Origin of the sequence: Marinomonas sp. S3726 (assembly GCF_000967665.1) — a bacterium.
GTDB lineage: Bacteria > Pseudomonadota > Gammaproteobacteria > Pseudomonadales > Marinomonadaceae > Marinomonas.
The window spans coordinates 126,991-150,960 of record NZ_JXYC01000012.1; the positions used below are offsets into that span (position 1 = coordinate 126,991).

Sequence of the window (23,970 nt, forward strand, 5' to 3'; positions counted from 1 at the left end):
AAGAGGGTTAGTTGATTGCTAATGCTTGTTTAGGGTTTCTAGGGTAGAACTTTTCTTCAGCACATTCATTTAAGGTGAATTCTCGCGTATTTTTATAAGGCATTTTCATAAAACCGGATACACCTAACCCTTTAATTTCTGGTATGGCATCAACAATGCGAGATAGTGCTGCGGCAAACGCTTGTTCTTGCTCAGGCTCTAATAAGACATAATAACTATGTACTTTAAGGTGAGTCGGTAAAGCCTCAAAAATAATAAGCCCCGTGTGTCTTATCGTATTTAAGTAAGCAATTTCTCGCATAATGGACTCTGGTAAATTAAGTAATTCATCTGGGTCCTGACCGTCTTCAAAATAAGAGTGGTTCCGGCTGTGGTCTTCACTAAAAGGCGTGTGAGTCACGTCAAATGGTATGCTCATTCTATTGTCAGGAATAAAAGCGGCTTCTTCATCAACACGATTGATATGCTGAGTGTTTTTAGCGTTAAACATGCAGCATTTAAAGACACCATCTCTGTGGATTGTTCTTGCAAGCGCCACAATATTGTTAACGGCTGTGACAAAAGGGAGCCTTAACGCGTTATCTTTTAAATGTAAGCTGGAATCGATATAAAGGTGCTCTTCATCCCATCTAAGAGCTAGGCCACCCACGACAGGGTATTTGCCTAATCGGCTAATGGCACCTAAGAATGCTCGCTCAGTATGTCCCATGCCATGCATGAAATTCTTGTAATACTTTTCAAGTTCAACATCATCTACTTCGGCGAGTAAGTAATGATCAATATTACCTTCTTTTAAAAAGCTCTTTCTTGAGCTGTAAACAACGGTTTCCATATCAGTTGCTTCATTGAAGCTCCATATAGGAATGAGTGGCTTTTCTTCTTCTTGGGGTAATTCCGGCATCACAAGACGTTTCATGTTGTCGATTTGTCGGAATAAATAATCACCAGCGGTTTGTCTTTGTTTTCTGTCGCCAGAGAGTAGGGTTTGTAAACACACTGCAAACTCTTTAGGTAGGCCTAGTGACGTAACTGGGATAGCATCATAGCCATAGCGGCAACTTTGCCCAGAGGCTAAAGCATACAGAGTTCCAGCCGCACCTTGTTCATCAAATCTTGGTGAACTTAAGCCACCATTTAATTGCTCTTCACCTATAAAATATACATCACCTAATTTTGCATTGGTTTGTTGCAAGTCTTCACTTAAAAAGCTGAACTGCTGGTGGCCAATTGCTTGGCCTGTAGTATCAGTTTGTGCGAAAACACTTGAACCCCAGTCAATTAGCTTGATGGTTTCTGTGCTTTCGTCAAAAACGATATTGGAAGGTTTAATATCACCATGGACAATGGGGGTTTCAACCTCATCTTGGCTGGCATTACGCAGGCTTTTAAGAATATCGATTAATTGCGCTGCAATTTTGACAACTAATCTGGGGGATAATCGACCGTGCATGACTGAGTAGGCCTCAAGGTCCAGACCTGGCGCTCTTTCCATCATGAGTACAGATTGTCTCGATATTTTTGTGTATTCACTGACGGCGGGAATAAGCGGATGCATGACCTGCGACTGCATCCATGCTTCATCTTCTAACCTGTCTTGAATATGCTGAGGTAAGTTGATTCTTGAAAACTTAAATACGTAATCAGAGCCATCATTCGCTTGTCCACCAAAAACAAAACCATAGGCCCCTTTGCCAATAAATTCTATACCTGTAAAACCAAGCAATTTTAACTGATCAATACATAATTGAACCCAGTCTTTTATCTTCTGAGCATCTTCATGGCTCATCAAATAAATTGATTGTTCTTCGTTAATATAAAACTGTTGTAGTAAGGGGCGCGTCATAGATGCTTATTCTTGTTTGCTTAACGTAAGTGGGAAAGCATAGTTACTGGGTTTTCAAGATAAGCTTTCCAGTGATTACAGAAACGAGCCATAGTGGCACCGTCAATTACCCTGTGATCGCCAGACCAGCTGATCTGCATTATCTTACGAGCTTCTACTTCACCTTTTTCATTAAACCTTGGTAGGGTTTGAATCTTGCCTAGTGCAACGATTGCTACTTCAGGTTTACTTATAATTGGTGTCGCAATTGTGCCGCCAATTACGCCAATGTTGGAAATGGTAATAGTGCCACCTTTCATCTCATTGTTTTTGAGCTTACCTTGGCGAGCCATGTCAGCAAGACGGTTCACTTCTTGGCAGACTTCAAACAAAGAAAGAGACTCAACATTTTTTACATTAGGTACGAGTAAGCCTAATGGTGTGTCGGCCGCCATGCCTATGTTAACTTCGTTAAGGTAGGTTATTTCAGAACAAGACTCATTGACTCGACTATTGAGCTCAGGGAAATGAGGTAGGCTAAGTGCTAATGCCTTCATGAGGAATGGCATCATGCTAAGCTTGGCGCCTTGATCAGCAAAGCTAGCTTTAAGCTCCTGGCGAAGAGCATCTAGTTTGGTGACATCGATTTCTTCTGCGTAAGTAAAATGAGGAATCGTACTCACTGATTCCATCATTTGTTTTGCCATAACCGCTTTTACGCCCTTAATAGCTTCAGTTCTGTTTGTTTTACTATCAGGCACTATAGACAGTGTTTGTGGGTTATCTAATAGTGCTGGCTCTTGCATATTATTAAATAGGTCTTGTTTCATGACTCGGCCGTTTTTGCCAGAACCAACTACCTGGCTGATCTCAATATTGTTTTCTCTTGCTAAGCGTCTAACCGCAGGGCTGGCAATGGCTTTACCTGTATTTGCAAGAGCGCTGATTTGAGTCTCTGAATCTGGCACTGTTTGAGGCTCTAGAGTATTGATATCTGAATTAGCGACTATAGCAGGCGCTTCTACGACTTGCTCATTGGTATCTACTGATGTTGATTCATCATCTGCAACTTCAATTTCAAATAAGGGTTGATGTACTTTGGCAATTTCACCTTTTGCATAATAAAGCTTGCTAATGGTGCCTGTGTACATAGAAGTTATTTCTACTAAAGCTTTGTCAGTCATAACATCTGCTACAGACTGATCTTCTGTGACTGCCATACCTTCACTTATGTGCCAATCGACAAGTTCACATTCAACAATACCTTCACCGATATCCGGTAGAATAAAATCAATTTTCATTATGGGTCTCCTGATAACGGGTTAGTAGTTTAGGCTGGCTTTAATTGCTTCATAGGTCTTCAGATGATCTGGCATATATTCTTTTTCTAACGCTAGTGGGAATGGGGTATCTAAGCCCGCCACTCTGACAATAGGGCTTTCTAGATATAAAAAGCATTCTTCTTGAATTGCGGCGGCAATCTCTGCGCCAAAGCCACTGGTTTTAGGTGCTTCGTGGTTAATGATTAATCGGCCAGTTTTTTTCACTGATGCAGCTACAAGATCACGATCCCAAGGTAGTAGGGTGCGTAAGTCGATAATTTCACAGGAAATACCGTCTTTTTCAGCCATTTCGGCGGCTTTTTCAATGGCTTCCATTTGTGCTCCCCATGCAAGTAGACTGATATCTGAGCCTTCCTTAACTATTTCACCTTTACCGAGAGGGATTTCATAATCATGATCTGGTACTTCACCCGTTGAAGCTCGATAGAGCTTTTTAGGCTCAAAAAATATGACAGGGTTATCATCACGAATTGAGGCGAGCAATAAACCTTTCGCCTGTTCTGGATTGCGGGGAACAACCACTTTTAAACCCGGGGTATGGGTGAAGTATGCTTCAGGGGATTGTGAGTGGTAAAGACCACCATTTATACCACCACCATATGGGGTACGTATGGTCAGGCTACCTACATTAAACTCATTACCAGAACGATATCTAAATTTAGCTGCTTCATTCACAATTTGATCGAATGCAGGGAATATATAATCAGCAAATTGTATTTCGGCAATCGCTGTCATACCTTGAGATGCCACACCATTTGCAAAGCCTATAATGCCTTGTTCTGTCAAAGGGGTGTTAAAACAACGGTGTTTACCATGTTTTTCTTGTAGTTGGCTGGTCGCTCTGAATACTCCGCCAAAATGACCTACATCTTCACCAAAACAAAGGGTTTTCTCATTGCTTGTCATGGCAATATCTAAAGCATTATTGATTGCCTGTAATAAGTTAATTTTACTCATCGTCGAATCTCCAAGATGTTGTTTTATATGCATCCGGATATTTTCGGATATGTTGCTCTAGTGCCTTGTGCTGTTCTTCTAAATGCCAAGGCAAGCTGTCATATACATCTGTAAATAATTCTTTTAGAGCTGGGGCAGGTACTTTTTCCCCTTTTTTCATTGCTTGTACAACACTGGTTCTATGGGTTTCTTTACGCGCTAATTCTTGCTCTTCATCCCACCAACCTTGATGTATTAACCAATGCTTAAATCGAGAAACTGGACATTTAGAACGCCAAGTATCTTCTTCGGATTTATTGCGATACCCACTAGGATCATCAGAACTTGAATGAGCACCTAATCGGTAGGTCATCGCTTCAATCAAAACAGGTTGATGATGTTCAACGGCAAGCTTACGTGCTTCTTGTGTCGCTTTTAAAACCGCCAAAACATCATTGCCATCAACTCGAATTGTTTTAAGACCGAGGGCAACACCTCTTGGCGCTATACCATCACCGGCAAACTGTTCATGAGCGGGTGTTGAAATGGCATAACCATTGTTTCGACAGAAGAAAATTGAAGGTGTTTTTAAAACACCTGCCATGTTTAGCGCGGCATGGAAATCACCTTCTGAGGCTGCGCCATCGCCAAAATAACAAATCACACAGTTTGGTTTATCTTGCGCTTTTAGAGCGTAAGCATAGCCTGTCGCCTGTGGTAACTGAGTTGCTAGAGGTGACGAAACGGTCATGTAATGAAGTTTATTAGAACCATAATGAATGGGCATTTGTCGCCCTTTGCCGTAGTCCTTTTCATTAGAGAAGATTTGGTTCATAAATTCATCAGGTTCAAAGCCACGAAAAGCGAGAGCGCCTTGTTCACGGTATTGAGCCATGATCATGTCATCGTCTTTAAGCGCTGCTGTACTGCCAATATCGGCCGCTTCTTCGCCTGTTTCAGTCATATAAAAGCTAATACGACCTTGACGTTGAGACGCCAGCATACGCTCGTCTAAAGCACGAATAAAAAGAAAAGTATCGTAGATTTTAAGTGCTAGTGTCTGGTCAATATCAGGCATAGCAGCATTAGGGTAGAGGGTTCCGTCATCTTGAAGTATACGTAAGGTTGGTATATTCAAGGATGAGTTTTCTGAAAATTCAGGGCAATGCACGATCTGCGCATCTGTCTTGCGTTTATCACTCATAGTTGACCTTCTTGTTTTTATTTTATGACTAACGATTGTGTCGGTAGCATGGGTAAGATTTTTGGGATCGCCAAAAACTTACCCCGTGACTTTAATACCGAAACACTAGTTATGTAAAGATCATACTGAAGAAGATTATGTAAAAGAGTGTTGCAGTATTATCAGTTTTAAATATAGACCCTTAAGGCGCAACTGATTAAGCTTTATAAACTTTTTTGTTAGGAAACTGGTTCAAGAAGGCGGTTGGAGGGCGTTTTTGTGAAAAAAAGAAAATTTGATATTGGATATTTATATAATTACGACTGAATGCGATCTTGAAAAATCTTGGCTTTTTGATGATAAATAAACCTAATTCAGTCGTGAAAAATAAACTTTTTATATAAGTGCCTGATCAAGTCCAGAGAAAATAACTGGTTTTCCTTTGTCAGTGATTGAAGCTGCAATGATTTTTGCCTTCAAAATTACCTTTTTGTCACTGGTTCTTATGATTTCTTGATGAAAGTCGAACTTGAATTTTGACTGGCGTTCAGCCTTAGTTGTGACAATGAATTCATCACCACTGGTTAGAGGCTTCTTAAAATCGAGCTCTGCTCTCATAACAACTAAGTGAATTCCTTGCTTGGTAATTTTAGCAAAATCAACATTGTTAGCGAGTAAGAATTTGTGTCGAGCGTGTTCGATATAATTCTGGTAAACCGAGTTGTTTACTATACCTTGCATATCACATTCATAGTCTCTTACTTCAAAATTAATCGAGTGTAACTCAGACATAGGGCATCCTTGGTTTAAGTATAAAATTTACTATAAAGTTTGTAGTTTGGAGGGTTAATGAGAAACGGTGCTGTTTCTTCCCATTTTTTTCGCTTCAGTTAAGTATTTTTTGGCTCTATCCATTAGGTGATCGGCGTTTTCTTCACCAATTGTTGTTGCAACGCCAATGGATACTGTGAAGCGACATAGTACCTTTTTGGTTTCTTTATGTCTTAGAATCTGACCTTCGATATTCGCTCTTAATGTCTCAGCATATTGGCTACTAAAACTCATGCTTGCTTCATTCATCAAGATAGCGAAAGTACCACCATAGAGTCTGGCAATCAAAGCGTTTTCAAGCTTCTTACTTTTTAAGTAATTTGCTAAGAAACGAATTAGCTGATTTCCAACTTGTTTGCCATGGTCTTTATTGATTTTATCTAGATGATCAATGTCTAAAATGAAAAGGGATAAGTCATCTTCTGCTGCTGGGAGCCAAGAGAATAAATGCCTTTCAAGTCCTTTTTGATTAGCAAGTTTTGTAATTGGGTCAAGTTCTACTTCACTCTTAGCTTCTGCAAGGGCTTGTTTTAGCTCAGCCATTTCAGTTTGCGCTTCTTCAAGCTTAGCTAAGAATTTTTCAGATTCTTGTGAGGCTTTTTCTGTACCCTTTTCAAGATATGACACGACCTTTTCTAGTTGCTTATTACCTGAGCTCGATTTGAGAACTTTCTTGCTATTGCTAAGCACCAAGTTTAAATCCTTGATGCTATTTTCCATTTGTTTGGAGCTTGAACCCACTGTATTAATAATTTTTTCAATTTGACTCTTTTTGTCATCATCAAACTTTTTATCGTCATCAGCAACAAATTCGTGGAAGAACTCCTTTGCTAAGAAATGAGGAATATTACCCAGTTTGCGAATAGTTTGATCGACAATTGTATTTAATTGAGAGTCACGGTTGGAAACATAATGGTACCAGACACCATAGTTATAAGGTGTTGGAGGAATGTTTAATTTTACCATCAAGGGTACAGCTTTCCGCAGCAAACGTGACGCTTGTATTGGATTGTCTTGATGCATTTAAGCGTTTCCTCTTAGGTATACATTGTCGAATTTCCGTCCTGGTGAAATCGAAAAAATAAAACAGTTAAGTGAGTTGCTGTTCACTTATTCTTACTGAAACAGCATTTTTATCGTTTGCTTTGAAGTAAATTACGACTAGTTTATCGACTAAACATGTAAAAGCTTTAGTAGTTTTAAGTAAAATTAGAGTAGGGTTTAGTAAAACTTAGCCACCTGCTTTTTTTGCTCGTATCTTCTTCTTTTCTAAGGCTAAAATTAGTTTATCCCTATGATCTCCCTGGATTTCGATTTGATTGTTTTTTACCGAACCACCAGTACCACATAGGTTTTTTAGCTCTTTTGCTAGGCTTTTTAAGTCTTTTTCGGTTAAAGCTAAACCTGTGATAACAGAAACGCCTTTACCTTTACGGCCTTTTGTATCAAGGGTGATTTTTACGTTACCGTCACCAACTAAAGCGTTTTCATCTTTACAAATACACACATTTTGATGTTGGTTACAGTCAGGACACATTTGAGTTTGATCTGTGGAGTATACGAGGTTGCGCTTTTTCATCTTGCTCTTAATCTAAAAATTCTGCTTGGCATTATAACATCCTCTTTGAGGGAATCATGGCTGTTTAAAGTTATTTTGCTCATTAATTCGAAAACTTTGCTCAGTCTGCCTAAAATGAAAGTGACAGGAGTCACACAAAAGACATTAGATTAATTTTGATATGTCATTTTTCAAACAAGGTAATAAGGGACTCCTTTTATTTTCGAGTTATCACTATGAAGTCTCTTTTTTATACAAGAACGGCCAGCACTCAGGATGTATTAAAAATTTTAGCTTTTGAACAAGAAAACAAAGACTGGTTTTTAAATTATCTACCCAGCTCTTATTTAGATAAATTGGATCAAGGTTTCATACGTCAGCAAATAGAGAATCAAAGAGATCATAAGTACTACTTGGTTTATTCAAACTCAGGAGTACTGATTGGTCGATTTAACCTCTACTTCATTGAAGAACACAGGAAAGTTGTTGAGGTTGTTTATCGTATGGATCAAGCTTGGATAGGAAAAGGCATAGCAAGCTATATCCTTAAACGACTTGTTGCCTATTGGGCTTCATCTGGAATAGAAGAAATATATGCCACAACACTAAAGTCTAATTTGGCAAGCAACAAACTCTTATTGAAAACGGGTTTTAAGGTAACTAAGCGTCCTTCAAAACCTATTCTAATAGGGGATGTGAATCAAGAAACCTGTGAATATGTATGGTCGATTGAAGGTTAAACTTCTGTCTATTTTTGTTAAGTGTCAGCTGATACTTTCGTCGGCTAAATACTGAATAAAATCGCTAAAACTTACTGGTAACGGTGCTTCACAACTAATTGAGTTTAAGCTAACAGGATGAATAAAGCTGAGTGACTTGGCATGTAACATCAATCTTTGGGCTCGGCCTAAACCTCTAAAGAGTTTGTTATGGTGGCGACAGCCATAACGAGTATCACCTATGAGCGGAAACCTTATATGCTTAAAGTGTCTTCGTATCTGGTGTTTTCTACCTTGCTCAGTTTTGACTTCCAATAAGGCGCAGCGAGTGGTGCTGTACTTGCTTACAGGGTGATTTAAGGTAAACCGATTGAGGCAAGAAAAATTCGTGATAGCCTCTTTTTCTGTACCTTCTATTTTAAAGCGAGATTGGCCTTTGTTTTCATTTAATTTCGCCAAAGGGTAATCAATAATGCCACTGTCTTCTGGGTGACCTCTAACAATACAAAGGTAGCTCTTGTCTACCTTTGCTTGGCTAAACTGTTCAGAGAGGTGGCGAGCTGTCTCAGCGCAAAAAGTAAGCACAAGCGCACCCGATGTACCTCTATCAAGCCTATGAACAGGGTAAACCCATTTACCAAGTTGATTATTTAGCCTTTGTACAACGGCATCAGTTTCTTGGCTAGCAAGTTGAGTGCGGTGAACGAGTAAACCAGAAGGTTTATTGATGACAACAAGGTGATCATCTTGGTATAGGATATCTAAATGCATGTTTTAATAAATTAATGTGGATCGAAATAAAGGCTTATCAGTTTAATAATAAGCCTTTATGTATTGTTTGGTGCAATCATCAATAGATAAATACACGTTAGGCGATTTGATGAGTTAGATATTAGCTCATAAAGTCTGACAATTGCTGCATACTGGTATTAGCTAATGTTTGCATTGAGTCATGACTTGCCCAAGCTACATGTGGGGTCAGAATAAAGTTTTCTTCTTTACTCAGGTCTTGCAATAGGTGAGACGACGGCATGGGTTCTACACTTGCGACATCAAACCCAGCGCCAGCAATTTGTTTGGTTTTAATAGCCCTTGCTAATGCGGCTTCGTCTACTAATCCACCCCTTCCTGTATTAATTAGTACGCAATTTGCTTTCATATTGCTAAAGGCGGCTTCATCTATCATGTGTCTGTTGTCTTCTGTGAGAGGGCAGTGAAAGCTAATGACATCAGCAATTTCAATAGCGGTATCAAATGCGATATAGCCTTCTCTCACTTCGTGTGCATGTTTTCTTTCACTGAAAAACGTTTTCATACCAAACGCTTCTGCAATTTTTGCAACTTGGTTACCAAGTGCGCCTTTACCAAAAATGACTAAATTGGAGCCAGCTAGGTCTGTGATAGGAAAGTCATGAAAACAAAAGTGCTCAGATTTCTCCCAATCTCCATTCTTTGTTGCTTGGCTATAGGCAATGAGATTACGTTTAAGTGCCAGAAGTAGGCTAAATGTATGTTCAGGTACGCTATTAATTGAATACCCAGTAACATTTTTAACTAAGATATTATTTTGTTGGCAGTACTCAAGGTCCACATTATTTGTTCCAGTGGCTGTGACAAGGATAAGCTTAACACTGCTGGCTTGAGCTAAAATATCAGCGCTAAGTTGAACTTTATTAGAAAGCACGATATCAAAACCCTGAATACGTTCGAGCACTTGGTTTTTCTCTGTACTTGGGTATTCACGAACAGTCTCTAGTGTTGCTGGATAATCAAAGTTGATGCTGTCGGGGAAACTACCGCGGTCTAAAAAAACAGCTTTCATAGTATTTCCTTATTTTAATTCAAGAAGTGGCAAGACTTTAGGCATAATGTTTTCTAATACGAATGTTTGCCCTTGAGCATTTGGGTGAAGGCCATCATTAAGCATAAGATCTTGATTTAGCGCGACATTATCTAGCATAAAGGGAACAAGTGAAACCTCTTCTTGTTTAGCAATGTCCTGATATAGTTGAAAAAAGGCAGTTGAATAGCGACGACCATAGTTTGGTGGTATTTGATTGCCAATTAATAGAACCTTCGCACCCGCAAGTTTGCTGTCTTGAATCATCTTTATAAGATTGCTTTTGGTGGTTTTTAAAGGGTAACCGCGTAGTGCATCGTTAGCGCCAAGCTCCAGAATAACGAGCTTTGGTTGTTCTTGAAGTAAAGAGGTTAACCTTGCTGCACCGCCTTGGGTTGTTTCACCACTGATACTTGCGTTAATAATGTTAATGCTTTTACCCTGTTGGTTAACTTCTTGTTCTAACAGGTGTACCCAACCACTTTCGACAGGGAGCTGGTAGGCAGCACTAAGGCTGTCTCCAAGTACTAGAACGGTTGATGCCTGAGTGTAGGGTAAGAAAAGAGAGATAAGTGTTAAAAGAAATATTCGTAACAGTTTAAACATCATAATCGCCAATAATTGAAGAGTAAGTTTTATTTATGAATGATCCACAAGCAATTGCCATCAGAACCGATAATTTAATTCATAGTGTTGCAACCAGTGCTGGTGAACTATCCATATTGAAAGGTATTGATATGGAAATCAAGGAGGGTGAGTCTGTTGCAATTGTTGGCGCTTCTGGATCGGGTAAATCAACTTTACTTGGATTAATTGCAGGATTAGATGTGTGTTCAGGTGGCGAAGCTTACATTTATGATAAGGCTTTATCTAAACTTGATGAAGAAGAAAGGGCACAATTAAGAGGACAATATGTGGGTTTTGTCTTTCAGTCTTTTCATTTATTACCAAGCTTAACCGCGCTTGAAAATGTCATGCTACCTGCAGAGCTTAGTGGTGATAATCAAGCTAAGGAAAAAGCACTTGGTTTTCTAGAGCAAGTTGGTTTGTCTCATCGTTTAAATCATTATCCGAGACAACTTTCAGGAGGAGAGCAGCAACGTGTTGCTATTGCTAGGGCATTTGCTTCTGCTCCAAAAATACTTTTTGCAGATGAACCAACGGGTAATTTAGATGCTGAAACAGGCAAAGTCATCAGTGATCTGATCTTTGATCTTAATGAGTCTCTCGGAACAACTTTGGTTATGGTAACCCATGATGCAACCCTTGCTAAGCGTTGTCAGCGTCAACTTTCTATGAGCGCTGGTCGCTTAAGCGAGGCGTCATGAATTTAGCGCTGAGACTTTTATTAAGAGAGTTAAGAAATGGCGATGTGCTGACGTTAGCGCTTGCGCTTGCGTTATCAGTCGCGACAGTTACGGGTATTAGCTTATTCATAGATAGATTACAAAGTTCTTTTGAATTGCAATCAGCTACCTTGCTGGCAGCTGATAGGGTCGTACGAAGTCCTGAGGTTTTACCTATTCAATGGGAAGAAGAAGCTGAGTCTAAAGGGCTAGAAGTAGCGAACAGAGCTTGGTTTTCGACCATGGTGTTTACTGAATCTGGCTTACAGCTATCTCAAGTAAGTGCTGTAACTGAAGCTTATCCGTTAAGAGGTGAGTATCTAATTGATAGCACTCTATTTGGTACAGGAAAGGCGACGGAAAAAGGCCCTAACACAGGTGAAGTTTGGGTATCTTCTCGTTTAGCAAGCTTAATTGATGTTGAAATAGGGAATAGCATTCAAATAGGTGAAGCTGACTTTGTGGTAACGGCTTACCTTGTAAGAGATCCAGGTTCAACGGCTAGTGCATTTGCTATTGCACCAAGAGCGGTTATTAATTGGCAAGATCTCGATAAAACAGAAGTTATCCAGCCAGGTAGTAGAGTTCGTTATGCGTTGCTTATGGCTGGTATAGAAAGTCAGTTAGATGAAATGGAAGAATGGATTACGCCAAAACTAAGTGATAACCAAGAATGGCGTAGCCCAAGAGCGGGTGGTAGAGGTATAGGTGCAACAATTGATAGGGCTGAGTCTTTTCTATTGCTTGCAGGCACTTTGGCAGTGGTTATGGCTGGTGTTGCTATGGCATTGGCATCAAATCGCTATGTAAAAAGGCATTTAGCGCAAGTTGCTGTGATGAAAACTTTGGGCGCGACGCCTAAAAAAGTAGCCTCAATTTTAATTTGGCAACTAATTTGTATTTTAGTCTTGGGTTCTATAATTGGCCTTCTTTTAGGTTGGAGTGTTCAAGCATTTATAGCACTTTCTCTAGAGGCGTTGTTATCGACTGCCTTACCTGAACCTGGTTTTGAAAAAATGTGGCTAGGTGTTGTAACAGGCTTAACATCATTAGTTGCTTTTTGTTTGCCATTAATGGTGCGCTTATTGGGTGTCTCACCTTTAAGTGTGCTGCAGCCAATGGGGCGAATTGAGGGAAAAACAGCGCTGTTATATGCCTGTGGTTTCGTGGGTATGTTTGCTTTGATGGTGATATACACCCAAGGTATTTTGTTACCAAGCCTCATGGTATTGAGTATCTTATTAGTGTCTGCTTTGGTTGGTGTTATTGGCTTTATTCTATTCAAGTTAGGTCGGAAACTGACAACTGGTGCAACTAGTGGTTGGCAAATTGGTTTGGCTGCACTTCATAGAAGGCTGCAGTCTAACTTATTTCAACTATTGATTTTTACTCTCATCATCATGCTCGTACTTATTTTGACGGGTGTTAGAAGTAATTTGATTTCAGACTGGCAGTCTCAGCTTCCTGAAGGTGCGGCGAATCATTATTTATTTAATATTCAGCAGCAAGATGTTGAGCCTTTGCAATCAATGATGACAGGTCTTGAAATTGAAGAGTCTGACTGGTACCCAATGGTACTTGGGCGGGTTACTAAAGTGAATCAAGAAAAGGTTACTGACCTCTATGGTAAAAAAGAGGAAAGGCCCGAGATGTTATCTAGAGAACTTAATTTAACCTGGACTGATACACTTGGTGAAGACAATGTGATACTTGAAGGTGTATTTAACCCTCTAAAAGATGGTTTCTCTATTGAATCAACAGCTGCAGAAGAGGCCGGTGTAAAGCTTGGTGATGAAATTACACTATTCATTGGTGGGCGTGAGTACAGCCAAAAAATAACCTCAATACGTAAAGTTGATTGGGGGAGTATGAGGCCAAACTTTTATCTTATTCTACCTAAAACGATTTTATCCGATTTTCCTGCGAATTATATTACCAGTGTGCATGTAACTGATGTGAATAAGCAGGCGTTTTACAAGGGAATGGCAAACTACCCAACTGTTTCTTTATTGAATGTGGGTGATTTGATAGGGCAGATACAATTAATTATTGCGCAAGTTTCTCAAGCAATTCAGTTGTTGTTGGGCTTTATTGTTGCTTCAGGTGCTTTAGTACTAGTAGCAAGTATTAGAGCAAGTTTGGATGAAAGGTTAGAAGAAGGCGCCTTATTACGCACTTTGGGTGCAAGTAAGAGCTTAATTCGTCAGGCAATGCTGATAGAGTTTGGGTTTTTAGGCATATTTGCTGGCATTATTGCGGCAATGGCCGCGGAAGCTTGTTTGTTCGGGTTGCAGGTGTACTTATTTGAACTGAGTGCAAGTTTTCACCCTATCTTATGGCTGCTTGGGCCATTACTTGGATTTATTATAGTGACAAGTATCGGTTTGTTTGCGGGGAGAACTGTGCTAAAAGTGGCGCCTATGAGAATGTTGCAAGCCCTATAAGCTATGTCTGAGTTAACTGAAATTAATGGCTACATCCTTACTCGCCAGAGTAAGGATGTAGCTAATAAAATAGAAACCGCATTTTGGGTTAAAACTGATGCAGTTTGTTTGAAAGTGATTCCCGAAAAGCAGCAATGCATTTTTTTTGTATCTGTTCTTGCCTTGCCCTTGTTAGAAGGGCTTCCTTGCATAAAAATTATACAGCAATCTTATTTGTCATTTACAGAAGAGCCTCTTTATCTTATTTCTTGTGAAAGCTTACAGGTTCAATCTCAGGTTACTCTATTACTTGAAAAAAATGGTTTCCCATATTATGAGCATGATGTAAGACCAGAAGACAGATACATCATGGAGCGAGGTATTAAGGGAAAAGTAAAAATGCTTGGATATTTATCAGAGGATAAAAAAACTTTAACTCAAGCGCGCCTTTTACCTAGTAGATATGAACCGAATTGGCTTATTTGGTCATTAGATATCGAAACTTCAGTCTCACGTAATTGTATTCTATCGATTGCTATTGTTTGTGAAGAATATGAAGCCTGCTTTATCGTTTCAGATCAAAGTTTTGATGATGGAAGGGTCTTCCCTTGTAGTGATGAAAAGACTTTGTTACTCGAGTTTATGCGTTTTCAAAAGCAATATTCCCCCGACATTATCATTGGCTGGAATCTGGTTGGGTTTGATTTAAATTTTATTGATCAAAGATGTCACTTTTATGGTTTAAAGCCAGGTTTTGGTGTTGATGGCCAGAATTGGAATATGCGTGGAAAAGAAGGTTCTTCAAGGCGTTTTATTCGTATTCCCGGGCGAGCAGTGTTAGATGGTATTGATCTCCTGAAAGTGGCTGGTTATCACTTTGATTCTTATAGCCTTGAAAATGTTAGTCGTGAGATTTTAGATGACGGGAAATTGGTTCATGGTAGTCAGCGCTGGCAAGAAATAGAGAGGCTGCATCAAGAAGATCAAGTGAGTTTCATTGAATACAACTTGCAAGACTGCCGCTTAGTCTTGGGGATTTTCAAAAAACTAAATTTAATCGAGTTACAGCAAACACGCGTCGATTTAACTGGTATCCCATTTTCTCAAACCGGTGGTTCGGTACAAGCGTTTGAAAATCAATACCTTCCTCTGTTGCATCAACAGGGACGAGCTGGGCCAAATTACTCAAAAGACCCTTTTATTGCAAGCCCTGGTGGCTTTGTTATGTCATCCGTGCCTGGCTTGTATAAAAATGTATTGGTATTTGATTTTAAAAGCCTATATCCCAGTATTATCCGAACTTTTTTGGTCGATCCTTTAGCTAGAGTTAAGCAATCAGGTGAAAGGGTGGAGGGGTTTCTTGGTGCAAGTTATTCGAAAGATGCCCCCATATTGCCTAACTTAATCAGTGAGCTATCTTCAGCAAGGGAAGAAGCAAAAGCAACTGACAACGATATACTAAGTTATGCCATCAAAATTATCATGAATTCGTTTTATGGGGTTTTAGGTTCAAACTTATGTCGTTTTTATCACCCTGAGCTTGCAAGTTCTATTACTATGCGTGGGCACGAGATTCTAAATCAAACTCGCAAGTGGTTCGAGCAAGCAAATGCCAAGGTAATATATGGTGATACTGATTCATTGTTTATTACTTTTGATAATGAAAGCTTATCTTCAACAGAAGTAAAGTATAAGGGAGATGTGCTCTGTAAAGAAATAAATCAGAAGTGGGTATCGTTCTGCAGGGAGAATTATCAAATTGACAGCTACCTAGAGCTAGAGTTTGAAAGAACCTATGAAAGATTTTTTATGCCGACGATTAGAGGGCAGGTTGAAGGTAGTAAAAAGCGATATGCAGGTCTTGCTAATGATGAGCTTATCTTTAAAGGACTAGAGGCCGTAAGAAGTGATTGGACGCCATTTGCTCGCTATTTTCAGAAAGCTTTATTTAAGCGAATTTTTAATGATGAATCTCCTGTATCATTTGTTAAACAAGTTGTAGAAGAGCTTTATCAAGGTAAGTACGATAATCAGCTTGTCTATCAAAAGCGCCTTTCAAGACCTCTTTGTGAATATACTAAAGTGACGCCTCCACATGTAAGGGCGGCTAAGATTGCAGATCAGAGGCGAATACAATTAGGGGTTAAGCCCGAATTTTCATTAGGTCGTCAAAGTGTGCAATATTATTATTCTGTTCAGGGCGTGCAGCCATTTGCTGAGGAAGGGGACTTAGATAATATTGATTATGACCATTATTTAGAAAAGCAAATAGAACCTATTGCTGACAGTGTATTATCTTTGTTTGGAACTGACTTGGCGAGCTTAACAACGCCTCAGTTGGGTTTGTTGTAATCTGATTTTTAAAAAATATGCTATTTAGTTATGCAAGATATGAGAGCGTTATTTGCCTTAATCTTGATAAAAAGATTGATTAACGCTTTAAAACTGAGATAGATTGCATTGAAGGTAATAACTTGGTGACAAAGGAATGACATTTGCTAACGTACGAGTAGCGTTATTGGCGTTTTTTTTATTTGCTGTGCTAGTTTTGGTTTGGGCGGTAAATGAGCATAGGATTAGTAAGTCAAATATCGAGTATGCTTCAGATTATCAGGTATACATTTCTGAAAATGAAAACTTAGCTTTTCATGATATTCTAAATTTGCCACAAAGCGATTGGCAAAACCTACCGCAGAAGTCTAATTCACTTTCTTTTGGTTATTCGACCGCTTCTCATTGGATTAAATTACCCCTTAAAAATCAGATAAAGAAGGGGCAGTTCTTGGTTGTTAATTACTCATTACTTGATGAAATCGATTTTTATCAAGTAATGAAAGAAGGTGAAACACTAAAGATAGAGACAGGTGATGCTCGCCCTTTTGATAATAGGTTGGTTAAAGTCTCAAACTTTGCTTTTCCTATTGACGCTCAATCACAGGGTTCAACTTTATTCATTAGAGTGAAAAGTAGTGGTACTTTAAAGGTTCCCTTATACTTTGAGCAATATGAAGATTTGATTCAGGCGGAAGCAGCCGAAAATCTATATTCTGGTGCTTTTGCAGGTTATATGGGCTTAATGATCTTAATGAGCCTTATTATTGTTGCCATTAGTGGCGATAAGAATTATTTGCTTTACGGTGTTTATGTGTTGGCAAGTTTGGGGCTTACTCTAAATTTGAATGGCTTATTATTCCGTTGGCTTTGGCCTGGATCTCCCGAGTGGAATCAAGTCTCAACTAATCTCTTTTCTTATACCCTTATTTATTTTCAACTCGTTTTTGTATGTCGTTATATTAAGCTGGAAAATAGCAAGATAAAAGTGCTTTCTGACGTACTTAAAATGCTTGCCATGGTTGGCTTGCTGATTTCTCTTGTACCGCAATGGTATATGCCGTTAAGTAAAATTAGTGGAATATTTATCCTTTTAACTAACCTTTTTTGTCTTTTTCTTGCGGTTGATTACTGCCGTAAAAACAAGAGTAGGTTGAGAGGTGAGTTATATTTTGCTATGGCTTGGCTTGTAATGGCTCTTGGTGTGAGTGTTGTTGTACTTGGAGTCTTTGGAATATTGCCCTCAACCCCTATTGTTAATAACGCTAACATGATCGCTTCTGTTCTGGAGGTTTTCTTTTTAACAACAGCCATGGTGTGTCGTTTTGAAAGTGAGAGGCAAGCTCGTATTGAGGCGACTTTACAAAGTCATAAGGAAGCCGAGCAGAGAGTGCATATTGAAAAACATATGTTATTCCAAGCGACTCATGATTCAGTTTCGCATCTGCCTAAAAAAGACGTGTTACTAGCTAACTGGCCAAAGTTGAGTGCTGAAGTGCCTTCTGATCATAGTGCCAGTGCTGTTTTGATTCATTTTGAAGGCTATTATGGGCAAGTATTGTCGTTTGGTCAGCAAGTGGCTGAAGCTATGGTGCATGAGTTGCACGATAGAGTAAGGCGATTACTTGGTAATAAGTCTCAATATTTAAAGCTTGATTACCAGTGGAGCCAAGATAGGGCTGTGGTATTGGACTCATTAGATTTATGTCTAATTTTAATTAGCCCGAAAGAGTATGACATTAGTGAAGAGCTTAATTGGTTGCATAATAGTCTAAGTGGTCCATTTAATTATGAGAATATGTTTTTAGATATTGAATTAACGATTGGTGTCAGTAAACTGCATGACTCAGAAAAAGTAGACCGTGTAATAAGGCGTGCACAAGTTGCTTCTAAAGAAGCATCACAAAGGCGTTTAAAAGTGTTACATTACCATAACAAATTAGGCCAAGACCCTGAATTAACAGGGATTATAATGTCTAAATTGAAAATGGCATTAGACCAAGGTCGATTACAGCTTGCATTTCAGCCACAGGTAAATACTCATAATGGGAGTTTATTTGGTGTTGAGGCCTTGGTTCGTTGGAAGGATGATGAGTATGGTTGGATTCCTCCTGATGTCTTTGTGCCTATAGCTGAGCAGTGTCGATTAATTACACCTTTGACTGCATTTGTAGTGAAAGAATCGTGTGCTTTTTATCAAAGATTTTATCAAGAGACTGGTCAGGAAATTGCTATATCAATAAATTTATCGGCTAGAAACCTATCTGATGAATTTTTGATACAAGAAGTCTCAAGTATTATTGAGAAATATCGTGTTCCACCAAGGTTAGTTACTTTTGAGGTGACAGAAACTGCTATCATTGGTGATATAGAAAAAAGTCGTAATGCCCTTGAGGATCTTTTGGACTTGGGGGTTAAGATGGCGCTGGATGACTTTGGAACGGGTTATTCTTCTTTAGTGTATCTTAAAGAGTTGCCTTTTACTGAATTGAAAATTGACAAAGGATTTTTAGTTAAGGATGACAAGGCACAACACAATGCAAGTCTCGTCGAAGCAGCGGTGATGCTAGGTAAGGCTTTGAATATGGAAGTGATAGCAGAAGGTGTTGAAAGTCTCGAAATGGCTGAACAGCTTGCAGGCTATGGCTGCCAACTTTGCCAAGGTTTTTATTTTGCGAAACCTATGTCAGAGACAGATTTTGGATTGTGGTACAAAGGATATGACAATAAACGGAATATTATTGGAACAAAACATGAAATCACCTATGAAACGTGAACTAACTCTAGATAGATTACGCATGTCTGCGCAAACTATGATCTTACAATCTAATTGGAATGAAGTGGGTGTTCAGGACATTGCTAAGTTGGCAAATGTTAGTATTGGCACCTTTTATAACTATTTTGATAGTAAAGATGCCGCTTTGGATGACCTTAAAAAAGTATTGAGTGATGTCTTGTATCACGATCTTGATGCTTTATTAAAAGTAGAGATGGATCCAGTTTCGCAATTAACCTTGCTTATTAAATACTTTTTTGAGCTTGCGAATTCAAAAGCTGTATGGGCTCAGTATATTTTAGGTGGTACTGAGTTTTCTGATCGTCTTGAGCCTGGCGTGGATCAACTTTTATCACCCATTTTACAAGCAGGCAAAGCAAAAGAGCTATTCTCTATAGAAGTTGATGAAGTTGTTGTAGACTTTGTTGAAAAGGGTATGTTCGGTTTGCTAAGGCAAGCACTGGAAAATCAGGACAGAGGTCAAGAAATTGCAGTAAGCTGTGCTGAACTTGTATTAAGATTAGTAGGTGTTCCTCCTACTATTTCGAAAGATGCAGCTAAAAAAGTGTGTCCTTGTACACCATTATATACTTTACCTGTTTCTGTTTTATCACTAAACCAAACTAAAAATGACTATGCATAAAGCGTTACCAGAAGTTGTTTTATATGGAACACTAGGGTGTCATCTTTGTGATGATGCTCTTGCCTTAGGAAGGGCTACTCTTCCTAAGGATGTTTCAATAAAACAAATAGATATTGTTGAAAATGAAAGCTTGATGAGTGCCATGGCGACGAGGATTCCTGTCATGAAGCTTGGCGATCAAGAGCTAAATTGGCCTTTTGAGGCGAGTGATATTCAGAAAATCTGGCGTCAGCACTCACCAAAGCGTCGCTATTTACTCTAAATTAAGGCTTAAATTGAAAAGCTTTTCTGTGTTTTGACGGCTTGCCTGAATTAATTCATCGTCTGACAGATTAAGTTGATTCGCAATTTGAGTTGCTATGTGAGGTAAAAATTTAGGGTGATTCTTTTTAGGTCTTGGTCTAAGTGTTCTTGGTAGCAAGTAAGGTGAATCAGTCTCGATCAAGATTTTATCTTGAGGTATGTACTTGATTGCTTCTTGAAGGTCTTGTCCTCTTCGTTCATCACAAACCCAGCCAGTGATTCCAATATAAAGCCCTAAATCTAGATAACGCTTCAATGTGTTTTTATTTGCTGTAAAGCAGTGTAATATCCCATGTACTTCGCTTGAAAAGTGAGATTTTAAAATGTTGATCAAGGTTTCTTCAGCATCTCTTTCATGGAGGTATAAGGGGGATTTTAACTCTTTAGCAAGTTGGATTTGTTCGTTAAAAGCGATTATTTGGTTATCTTGAGTTGAGTAATTACGGTTAAAATCGAGGCCGGTCTCACCAATAGCAACTGCTTTTGTGCTCGCTTTATGTAAAGCAGTGATCCTATTTGCTGAATCTAGGTTCCATGAATCTGCATGATGAGGGTGGCAGCCTAATGTAATGTGGATGCCATCAAATTTTTTTACAAGCTCAAAAAGCTGCTCACTTTCTTCAATATTCGACGCGATTGCAATTATGTTGCTAACACCTGCTTGTTGCCAGTCAATCATATTTTGCTCAAGGTTGTTGAGCAAAGAGGGGTGAGTAAGGTTTACGCCAATATCTATCATTAAAACTGCAACTCTTTTGCTTGTTTGATACTTTCAATATAAAGCGACTTCATTTCTGCTTTATCAAGACCTGCTTGTGTTAAAGCTTCCAAGGGGAGACTTTCCCACTGCCCACGTTCGTATTGTTGAACCATTTTAAGAGTGTTTCCAAGAGGGCCTTTAAACTGAGTAAGTGCAAGAGACAAATTCTTATCAAGAGGTATTTCATTTAATAGCTGCTCAATGCTTTCACCAAAAAAAGAAGGAAGGTATGAGAATAGACCAACTATAAAAGCATGAGCTTCACCTGGGTAAAGCTTTTTAGCTACTTGCTGGCAAAACATTGCTCTGGTAAGGGCCATTTGACATAAGCAGTCAGGTTTACCATTAATAGCGTTAAAAACAGCCATGCTAAACCATTTCATTACATCCCTAAGGCCTATTACTTCTAGCGCTCTTTGAACACTTGATACTTGGAAGTTTTGATAGCTGGGTGCTCGTTTAGTAAGTTTTATTATTTTGTAAGCTAAAGTAGCGTCTTTTTCAATGATGGCTGCTAATTCGGTAATATTACTGTTAGCTTCATTTACCTTGGCAAGGAACTCAATAACAAGTGCTTTATATAAATGTGTTTTCTTGCCATGAATATCTTCTTTTGCAGTATGGAAGTTGCCTGAAAAGAGGGTTATCTTTGGTATCTGTTGTGCGGCATCATTATGCTGGCTTAGATTGATCTGATTGGCGAGTAAACAGACATCTTTATAGAAAGAGTCGTCAAGCAACTTAATTGTGTTTCGTAAACCCATTTCTTTAAGGTTAAATTTAACATAACTAATGTAATGCATAATTGCTAAAGGAACAGAGTCAGGAGTTGCATTAATTAAACCGAGTTTATAGCCATCTTCATGTAATAATGCGATATGTTCGATTAGACTGTCTGGAAAGGGTGACGGGGCCCTAAAAAAAAGTACATAATTATCTAAGGAAAAAGCGGGCGGTTTTAATAACACATCAATGCTAATGTCAATGAAGGCTTTTGTGTTATTAGTTACAATATCAAGATCAAGGTCCGTGATTAACGCGTGTAATAGGTTGTTACTACTTTCTAAATCAGAAAGTTTATTGTCAGGATAAAGGATTGAATAGGCTTCAATATGTCCTTTTCTATTTAAAATGGCTTGTCGTGCAAGCAGCACGGATTGTTCTTGCATGAAAGTGTCTCAAATATAGTGGTCAATAACTAAATAAGTACTGTAACAGCTTACGCAATTCAATATCATGTTTATAATAAACACAATGCTAGATTTAATAACTTTGGAGTAACGCATGGCGGGAATGTTAGAAGCCGTAGATCAGAGGACGCAACTTGTAGGGGAAAATAGATTAGAGTTGCTCATGTTTCGCCTCAATGGAATGCAACTTTTTGCAATCAATGTGTTTAAAGTACAAGAGGTAGTACAGCTACCGAAACTTAATCTAATGCCGCAGCGTCATCCTTCTGTCGGCGGAGTTACTCATTTCCGTGGTAAAACAATTCCTGTAATTGATTTGTCACAGGCAATTGGGCTGCGTCCTCTTTCTGATGAACAAACCTGTAATTTAATTGTATCAGAGTACAACAACTCCATTCAGGGGTTCATGGTTGGTGAAGTAGACCGAATTATCAATATGAACTGGAATGAGATTCTTCCACCACCAGACGGTGTAGGACGTCAAAATTATTTAACGGCGATTACTAAAGTAAATGAACGTATTGTTGAAATCATTGATGTTGAGAAAGTGTTGGCTGAAATATCTCCATACGATAGTCGTATCAGTGATGAAATTATTGATAAAGACCTTCTTTCATTAGCTAAAGGGCTTGAGGTTCTAGTTGTAGATGACTCTTCGGTTGGTCTTCACCAATGTCAGATAACTTTAGATTCTTTGGGGATTAAGGTTCATACAGCAACAGATGGTAAGAAAGGTCTGGAGATGCTTAAGAAATGGGCTGCTGATAACGAAGATGTGCCTAATAAGCTGCTGATGATGATTACTGATGCTGAAATGCCTGAGATGGATGGTTATCGATTAACGAAAGAAGTGCGTGATGATCCAAGGCTTAAAGACCTTTACATTGTTTTGCATACTTCATTAAGTGGCAGTTTTAATAAAGCCATGGTCCAAAAGGTTGGTTGTAATGATTACTTGTCTAAATTTCAGCCAGATAAGTTGGCGGCCATCGTACAAGATAGAATTAGAGATGTTGTGAGTCGTGACTGATTTTATTAAGTGTTAATGAAATAAGGCAGCATTCGCTGCCTTATTTTTTGTGTTGGAGAAAAGTTTGGATTTACTTTGGTTACTGCCTCTTGTTTTTGTGCTTGCGTTAATATCGGGTGTTTATTACAAGTTAAATAGTGTGAGTTTGTCATTAATCCTTATTCCGGGAATGTTGGGGTTTGAGTCTTTATTGCCGGTAAGTGTTGAAGATTCATTATTAATTTTAATTGCCTCTTGCTTGGCTGCAAGTTTGCCTTTCTGTGTTTTATCTTTTGTGTCGGCCGCGAAAAATTTTAAAGGGGACTTTGAGCTAGTTTCAAGGTTTTTTGCAACAAGAGTTAGCTTAAGTTCAATTTTAATTGCACAAATTTTAGGTATTGTTCCATCGATCTATGTTTACAGCTTCTATTGCATTCTTTTGGCTTTATTTGCAATGTCATTGATTTTAGGTCCATACCTTAACAGGGAAAAGTATTTTCAAGAGAGCTTTAGTGGTCGTTTTTGGTATCTTTCGCTACTTTCTTTGCCGTTAGGGGCGGCTGGAACGGAATGGCGAAAGGTTTTACCTATTAAATCTAATACAGAAGGGTTTGATTACTTTTCGACCTTAAGCATGTTTGTTGTTTTTCCTGCCTTACTAGGCTTCGTTTTTCCTGCATTACCAGTTACAGTTTTTGAATCACAGCAATGGCAGCAAAACTGGATGATTGGTTATATATGCTGGCCGCTATCAATTCTAGTATTTTGCGGTTCTTACATTGGAAATGCTTTGGTTAAAAACACGCAGAACCAAACTGATAAAGCATGGTTGCACTATATACTCGCTCTATTTCTTCTTGCGATCGTAATTAGAAGTATTATCACTTAGCCCTTTGCTTGTTTCTGAGAGAATTCGCGTGATAAAATTAACTGTAATTATATACATGAGTTAATTCT

The 23,970-nt window shown here is 38.8% G+C and carries 21 protein-coding genes; 9 read left to right on the forward strand and 12 right to left on the reverse strand.

Annotation, left to right across the window (positions count from 1 at the left end; genetic code table 11):
* Positions 1-7: 7 nt before the first annotated feature.
* The 7 genes from TW85_RS11225 to TW85_RS11255 all read right to left on the reverse strand — a co-directional run bounded on the left by TW85_RS11225 (position 8) and on the right by TW85_RS11255 (position 7,694).
* Positions 8-1,843 (reverse strand): AarF/UbiB family protein, encoded by a 1,836-nt coding sequence (locus tag TW85_RS11225; RefSeq protein WP_046017205.1) that lies wholly within the window; start codon positions 1,841-1,843, stop codon positions 8-10.
* A gap of 20 nt (positions 1,844-1,863) precedes the next feature.
* Positions 1,864-3,123, reverse strand: a complete 1,260-nt coding sequence (locus TW85_RS11230; protein WP_046017206.1) for a 2-oxo acid dehydrogenase subunit E2 — start codon at positions 3,121-3,123, stop codon at positions 1,864-1,866.
* Between the two features lie 21 nt (positions 3,124-3,144).
* Complete coding sequence (locus TW85_RS11235) at positions 3,145-4,122, reverse strand: transketolase C-terminal domain-containing protein (RefSeq protein WP_046017207.1); 978 nt, start codon at positions 4,120-4,122, stop codon at positions 3,145-3,147.
* On the reverse strand, positions 4,115-5,305 hold the full coding sequence (locus tag TW85_RS11240) for a thiamine pyrophosphate-dependent dehydrogenase E1 component subunit alpha (protein ID WP_046017208.1): 1,191 nt from the start codon (positions 5,303-5,305) through the stop codon (positions 4,115-4,117). The genes TW85_RS11235 and TW85_RS11240 overlap by 8 nt, the downstream gene beginning before the upstream one ends.
* Before the next feature lie 375 nt (positions 5,306-5,680).
* Positions 5,681-6,076, reverse strand: coding sequence for an acyl-CoA thioesterase (locus TW85_RS11245; protein WP_046017209.1), 396 nt, complete (start codon positions 6,074-6,076; stop codon positions 5,681-5,683).
* 54 nt (positions 6,077-6,130) lie between these two features.
* Positions 6,131-7,138 carry a GGDEF domain-containing protein gene (locus TW85_RS11250; protein WP_046017210.1) on the reverse strand — a complete coding sequence of 336 codons (1,008 nt, stop codon included), beginning with the start codon at positions 7,136-7,138 and terminating at the stop codon, positions 6,131-6,133.
* A gap of 208 nt (positions 7,139-7,346) precedes the next feature.
* A complete protein-coding gene (locus TW85_RS11255) occupies positions 7,347-7,694 on the reverse strand; it encodes a hypothetical protein (protein ID WP_046017211.1) in 348 nt (115 codons plus the stop codon).
* A gap of 215 nt (positions 7,695-7,909) precedes the next feature.
* Between TW85_RS11255 and TW85_RS11260 the strand changes: the two genes are divergently transcribed.
* Positions 7,910-8,413: a GNAT family N-acetyltransferase gene (locus tag TW85_RS11260; RefSeq protein WP_046017212.1), complete on the forward strand. Its 504-nt coding sequence runs from the start codon at positions 7,910-7,912 to the stop codon at positions 8,411-8,413.
* Between the two features lie 24 nt (positions 8,414-8,437).
* Here the strand turns inward: TW85_RS11260 and TW85_RS11265 are convergent, their stop codons facing one another.
* The 3 genes from TW85_RS11265 to TW85_RS11275 form a co-directional block, all read right to left on the reverse strand.
* Positions 8,438-9,163 (reverse strand): pseudouridine synthase, encoded by a 726-nt coding sequence (locus TW85_RS11265; RefSeq protein WP_046017213.1) that lies wholly within the window; start codon positions 9,161-9,163, stop codon positions 8,438-8,440.
* A gap of 121 nt (positions 9,164-9,284) precedes the next feature.
* Positions 9,285-10,214, reverse strand: a complete 930-nt coding sequence (locus TW85_RS11270; protein WP_046017214.1) for a D-2-hydroxyacid dehydrogenase — start codon at positions 10,212-10,214, stop codon at positions 9,285-9,287.
* A 9-nt stretch (positions 10,215-10,223) separates the two neighbouring features.
* On the reverse strand, positions 10,224-10,838 hold the full coding sequence (locus tag TW85_RS11275) for an arylesterase (RefSeq protein ID WP_157196933.1): 615 nt from the start codon (positions 10,836-10,838) through the stop codon (positions 10,224-10,226).
* Between the two features lie 35 nt (positions 10,839-10,873).
* On the opposite strand from TW85_RS11275, the gene TW85_RS11280 reads away from it, so the two are divergent.
* The 6 genes from TW85_RS11280 to TW85_RS11305 all read left to right on the forward strand — a co-directional run bounded on the left by TW85_RS11280 (position 10,874) and on the right by TW85_RS11305 (position 20,013).
* Positions 10,874-11,560, forward strand: coding sequence for an ABC transporter ATP-binding protein (locus TW85_RS11280; protein ID WP_046017216.1), 687 nt, complete (start codon positions 10,874-10,876; stop codon positions 11,558-11,560).
* Positions 11,557-14,022 carry an FtsX-like permease family protein gene (locus tag TW85_RS11285; RefSeq protein WP_046017217.1) on the forward strand — a complete coding sequence of 822 codons (2,466 nt, stop codon included), beginning with the start codon at positions 11,557-11,559 and terminating at the stop codon, positions 14,020-14,022. The genes TW85_RS11280 and TW85_RS11285 overlap by 4 nt, the downstream gene beginning before the upstream one ends.
* 3 nt (positions 14,023-14,025) lie before the next feature.
* Positions 14,026-16,353: a DNA polymerase II gene (locus TW85_RS11290; RefSeq protein WP_046017218.1), complete on the forward strand. Its 2,328-nt coding sequence runs from the start codon at positions 14,026-14,028 to the stop codon at positions 16,351-16,353.
* Positions 16,354-16,489: 136 nt separating this feature from the next.
* Positions 16,490-19,108 (forward strand): EAL domain-containing protein, encoded by a 2,619-nt coding sequence (locus TW85_RS11295; protein ID WP_046017219.1) that lies wholly within the window; start codon positions 16,490-16,492, stop codon positions 19,106-19,108.
* Positions 19,086-19,751: a TetR/AcrR family transcriptional regulator gene (locus tag TW85_RS11300; RefSeq protein ID WP_046017220.1), complete on the forward strand. Its 666-nt coding sequence runs from the start codon at positions 19,086-19,088 to the stop codon at positions 19,749-19,751. The genes TW85_RS11295 and TW85_RS11300 overlap by 23 nt, the downstream gene beginning before the upstream one ends.
* Positions 19,744-20,013, forward strand: a complete 270-nt coding sequence (locus TW85_RS11305) for a glutaredoxin family protein (RefSeq protein ID WP_046017221.1) — start codon at positions 19,744-19,746, stop codon at positions 20,011-20,013. The genes TW85_RS11300 and TW85_RS11305 overlap by 8 nt, the downstream gene beginning before the upstream one ends.
* Here TW85_RS11305 and TW85_RS11310 read toward each other — a convergent pair.
* Complete coding sequence (locus TW85_RS11310; RefSeq protein WP_046017222.1) at positions 20,005-20,793, reverse strand: TatD family hydrolase; 789 nt, start codon at positions 20,791-20,793, stop codon at positions 20,005-20,007. The two genes, TW85_RS11305 and TW85_RS11310, sit on opposite strands and share 9 nt — an antisense overlap.
* Complete coding sequence (locus TW85_RS11315) at positions 20,793-21,983, reverse strand: HDOD domain-containing protein (protein WP_046017223.1); 1,191 nt, start codon at positions 21,981-21,983, stop codon at positions 20,793-20,795. Before TW85_RS11315 ends, TW85_RS11310 begins: the two co-directional genes overlap by 1 nt.
* Positions 21,984-22,098: 115 nt before the next feature.
* Here TW85_RS11315 and TW85_RS11320 point away from each other — a divergent pair, with 115 nt between their 5' ends.
* Together TW85_RS11320 and TW85_RS11325 are read left to right on the forward strand one after the other, a co-directional pair.
* A complete protein-coding gene (locus TW85_RS11320) occupies positions 22,099-23,034 on the forward strand; it encodes a chemotaxis protein CheV (RefSeq protein WP_046017224.1) in 936 nt (311 codons plus the stop codon).
* A 64-nt stretch (positions 23,035-23,098) separates the two neighbouring features.
* Positions 23,099-23,902: a hypothetical protein gene (locus TW85_RS11325; protein WP_046017225.1), complete on the forward strand. Its 804-nt coding sequence runs from the start codon at positions 23,099-23,101 to the stop codon at positions 23,900-23,902.
* The last annotated feature ends 68 nt before the right edge of the window (positions 23,903-23,970 follow it).

What these genes read in the sequence shown, in the direction of transcription:
- TW85_RS11225 (WP_046017205.1), bottom strand. Translation starts at nt 1,843, where the DNA reads ATGACGCGCCCCTTACTACAACAGTTTTATATTAACGAAGAACAATCA.
- TW85_RS11230 (WP_046017206.1), bottom strand. Translation starts at nt 3,123, where the DNA reads ATGAAAATTGATTTTATTCTACCGGATATCGGTGAAGGTATTGTTGAA.
- TW85_RS11235 (WP_046017207.1), bottom strand. Translation starts at nt 4,122, where the DNA reads ATGAGTAAAATTAACTTATTACAGGCAATCAATAATGCTTTAGATATT.
- TW85_RS11240 (WP_046017208.1), bottom strand. Translation starts at nt 5,305, where the DNA reads ATGAGTGATAAACGCAAGACAGATGCGCAGATCGTGCATTGCCCTGAA.
- TW85_RS11245 (WP_046017209.1), bottom strand. Translation starts at nt 6,076, where the DNA reads ATGTCTGAGTTACACTCGATTAATTTTGAAGTAAGAGACTATGAATGT.
- TW85_RS11250 (WP_046017210.1), bottom strand. Translation starts at nt 7,138, where the DNA reads ATGCATCAAGACAATCCAATACAAGCGTCACGTTTGCTGCGGAAAGCT.
- TW85_RS11255 (WP_046017211.1), bottom strand. Translation starts at nt 7,694, where the DNA reads ATGAAAAAGCGCAACCTCGTATACTCCACAGATCAAACTCAAATGTGT.
- TW85_RS11260 (WP_046017212.1), top strand. Translation starts at nt 7,910, where the DNA reads ATGAAGTCTCTTTTTTATACAAGAACGGCCAGCACTCAGGATGTATTA.
- TW85_RS11265 (WP_046017213.1), bottom strand. Translation starts at nt 9,163, where the DNA reads ATGCATTTAGATATCCTATACCAAGATGATCACCTTGTTGTCATCAAT.
- TW85_RS11270 (WP_046017214.1), bottom strand. Translation starts at nt 10,214, where the DNA reads ATGAAAGCTGTTTTTTTAGACCGCGGTAGTTTCCCCGACAGCATCAAC.
- TW85_RS11275 (WP_157196933.1), bottom strand. Translation starts at nt 10,838, where the DNA reads ATGTTTAAACTGTTACGAATATTTCTTTTAACACTTATCTCTCTTTTC.
- TW85_RS11280 (WP_046017216.1), top strand. Translation starts at nt 10,874, where the DNA reads ATGAATGATCCACAAGCAATTGCCATCAGAACCGATAATTTAATTCAT.
- TW85_RS11285 (WP_046017217.1), top strand. Translation starts at nt 11,557, where the DNA reads ATGAATTTAGCGCTGAGACTTTTATTAAGAGAGTTAAGAAATGGCGAT.
- TW85_RS11290 (WP_046017218.1), top strand. Translation starts at nt 14,026, where the DNA reads ATGTCTGAGTTAACTGAAATTAATGGCTACATCCTTACTCGCCAGAGT.
- TW85_RS11295 (WP_046017219.1), top strand. Translation starts at nt 16,490, where the DNA reads ATGACATTTGCTAACGTACGAGTAGCGTTATTGGCGTTTTTTTTATTT.
- TW85_RS11300 (WP_046017220.1), top strand. Translation starts at nt 19,086, where the DNA reads ATGAAATCACCTATGAAACGTGAACTAACTCTAGATAGATTACGCATG.
- TW85_RS11305 (WP_046017221.1), top strand. Translation starts at nt 19,744, where the DNA reads ATGCATAAAGCGTTACCAGAAGTTGTTTTATATGGAACACTAGGGTGT.
- TW85_RS11310 (WP_046017222.1), bottom strand. Translation starts at nt 20,793, where the DNA reads ATGATAGATATTGGCGTAAACCTTACTCACCCCTCTTTGCTCAACAAC.
- TW85_RS11315 (WP_046017223.1), bottom strand. Translation starts at nt 21,983, where the DNA reads ATGCAAGAACAATCCGTGCTGCTTGCACGACAAGCCATTTTAAATAGA.
- TW85_RS11320 (WP_046017224.1), top strand. Translation starts at nt 22,099, where the DNA reads ATGGCGGGAATGTTAGAAGCCGTAGATCAGAGGACGCAACTTGTAGGG.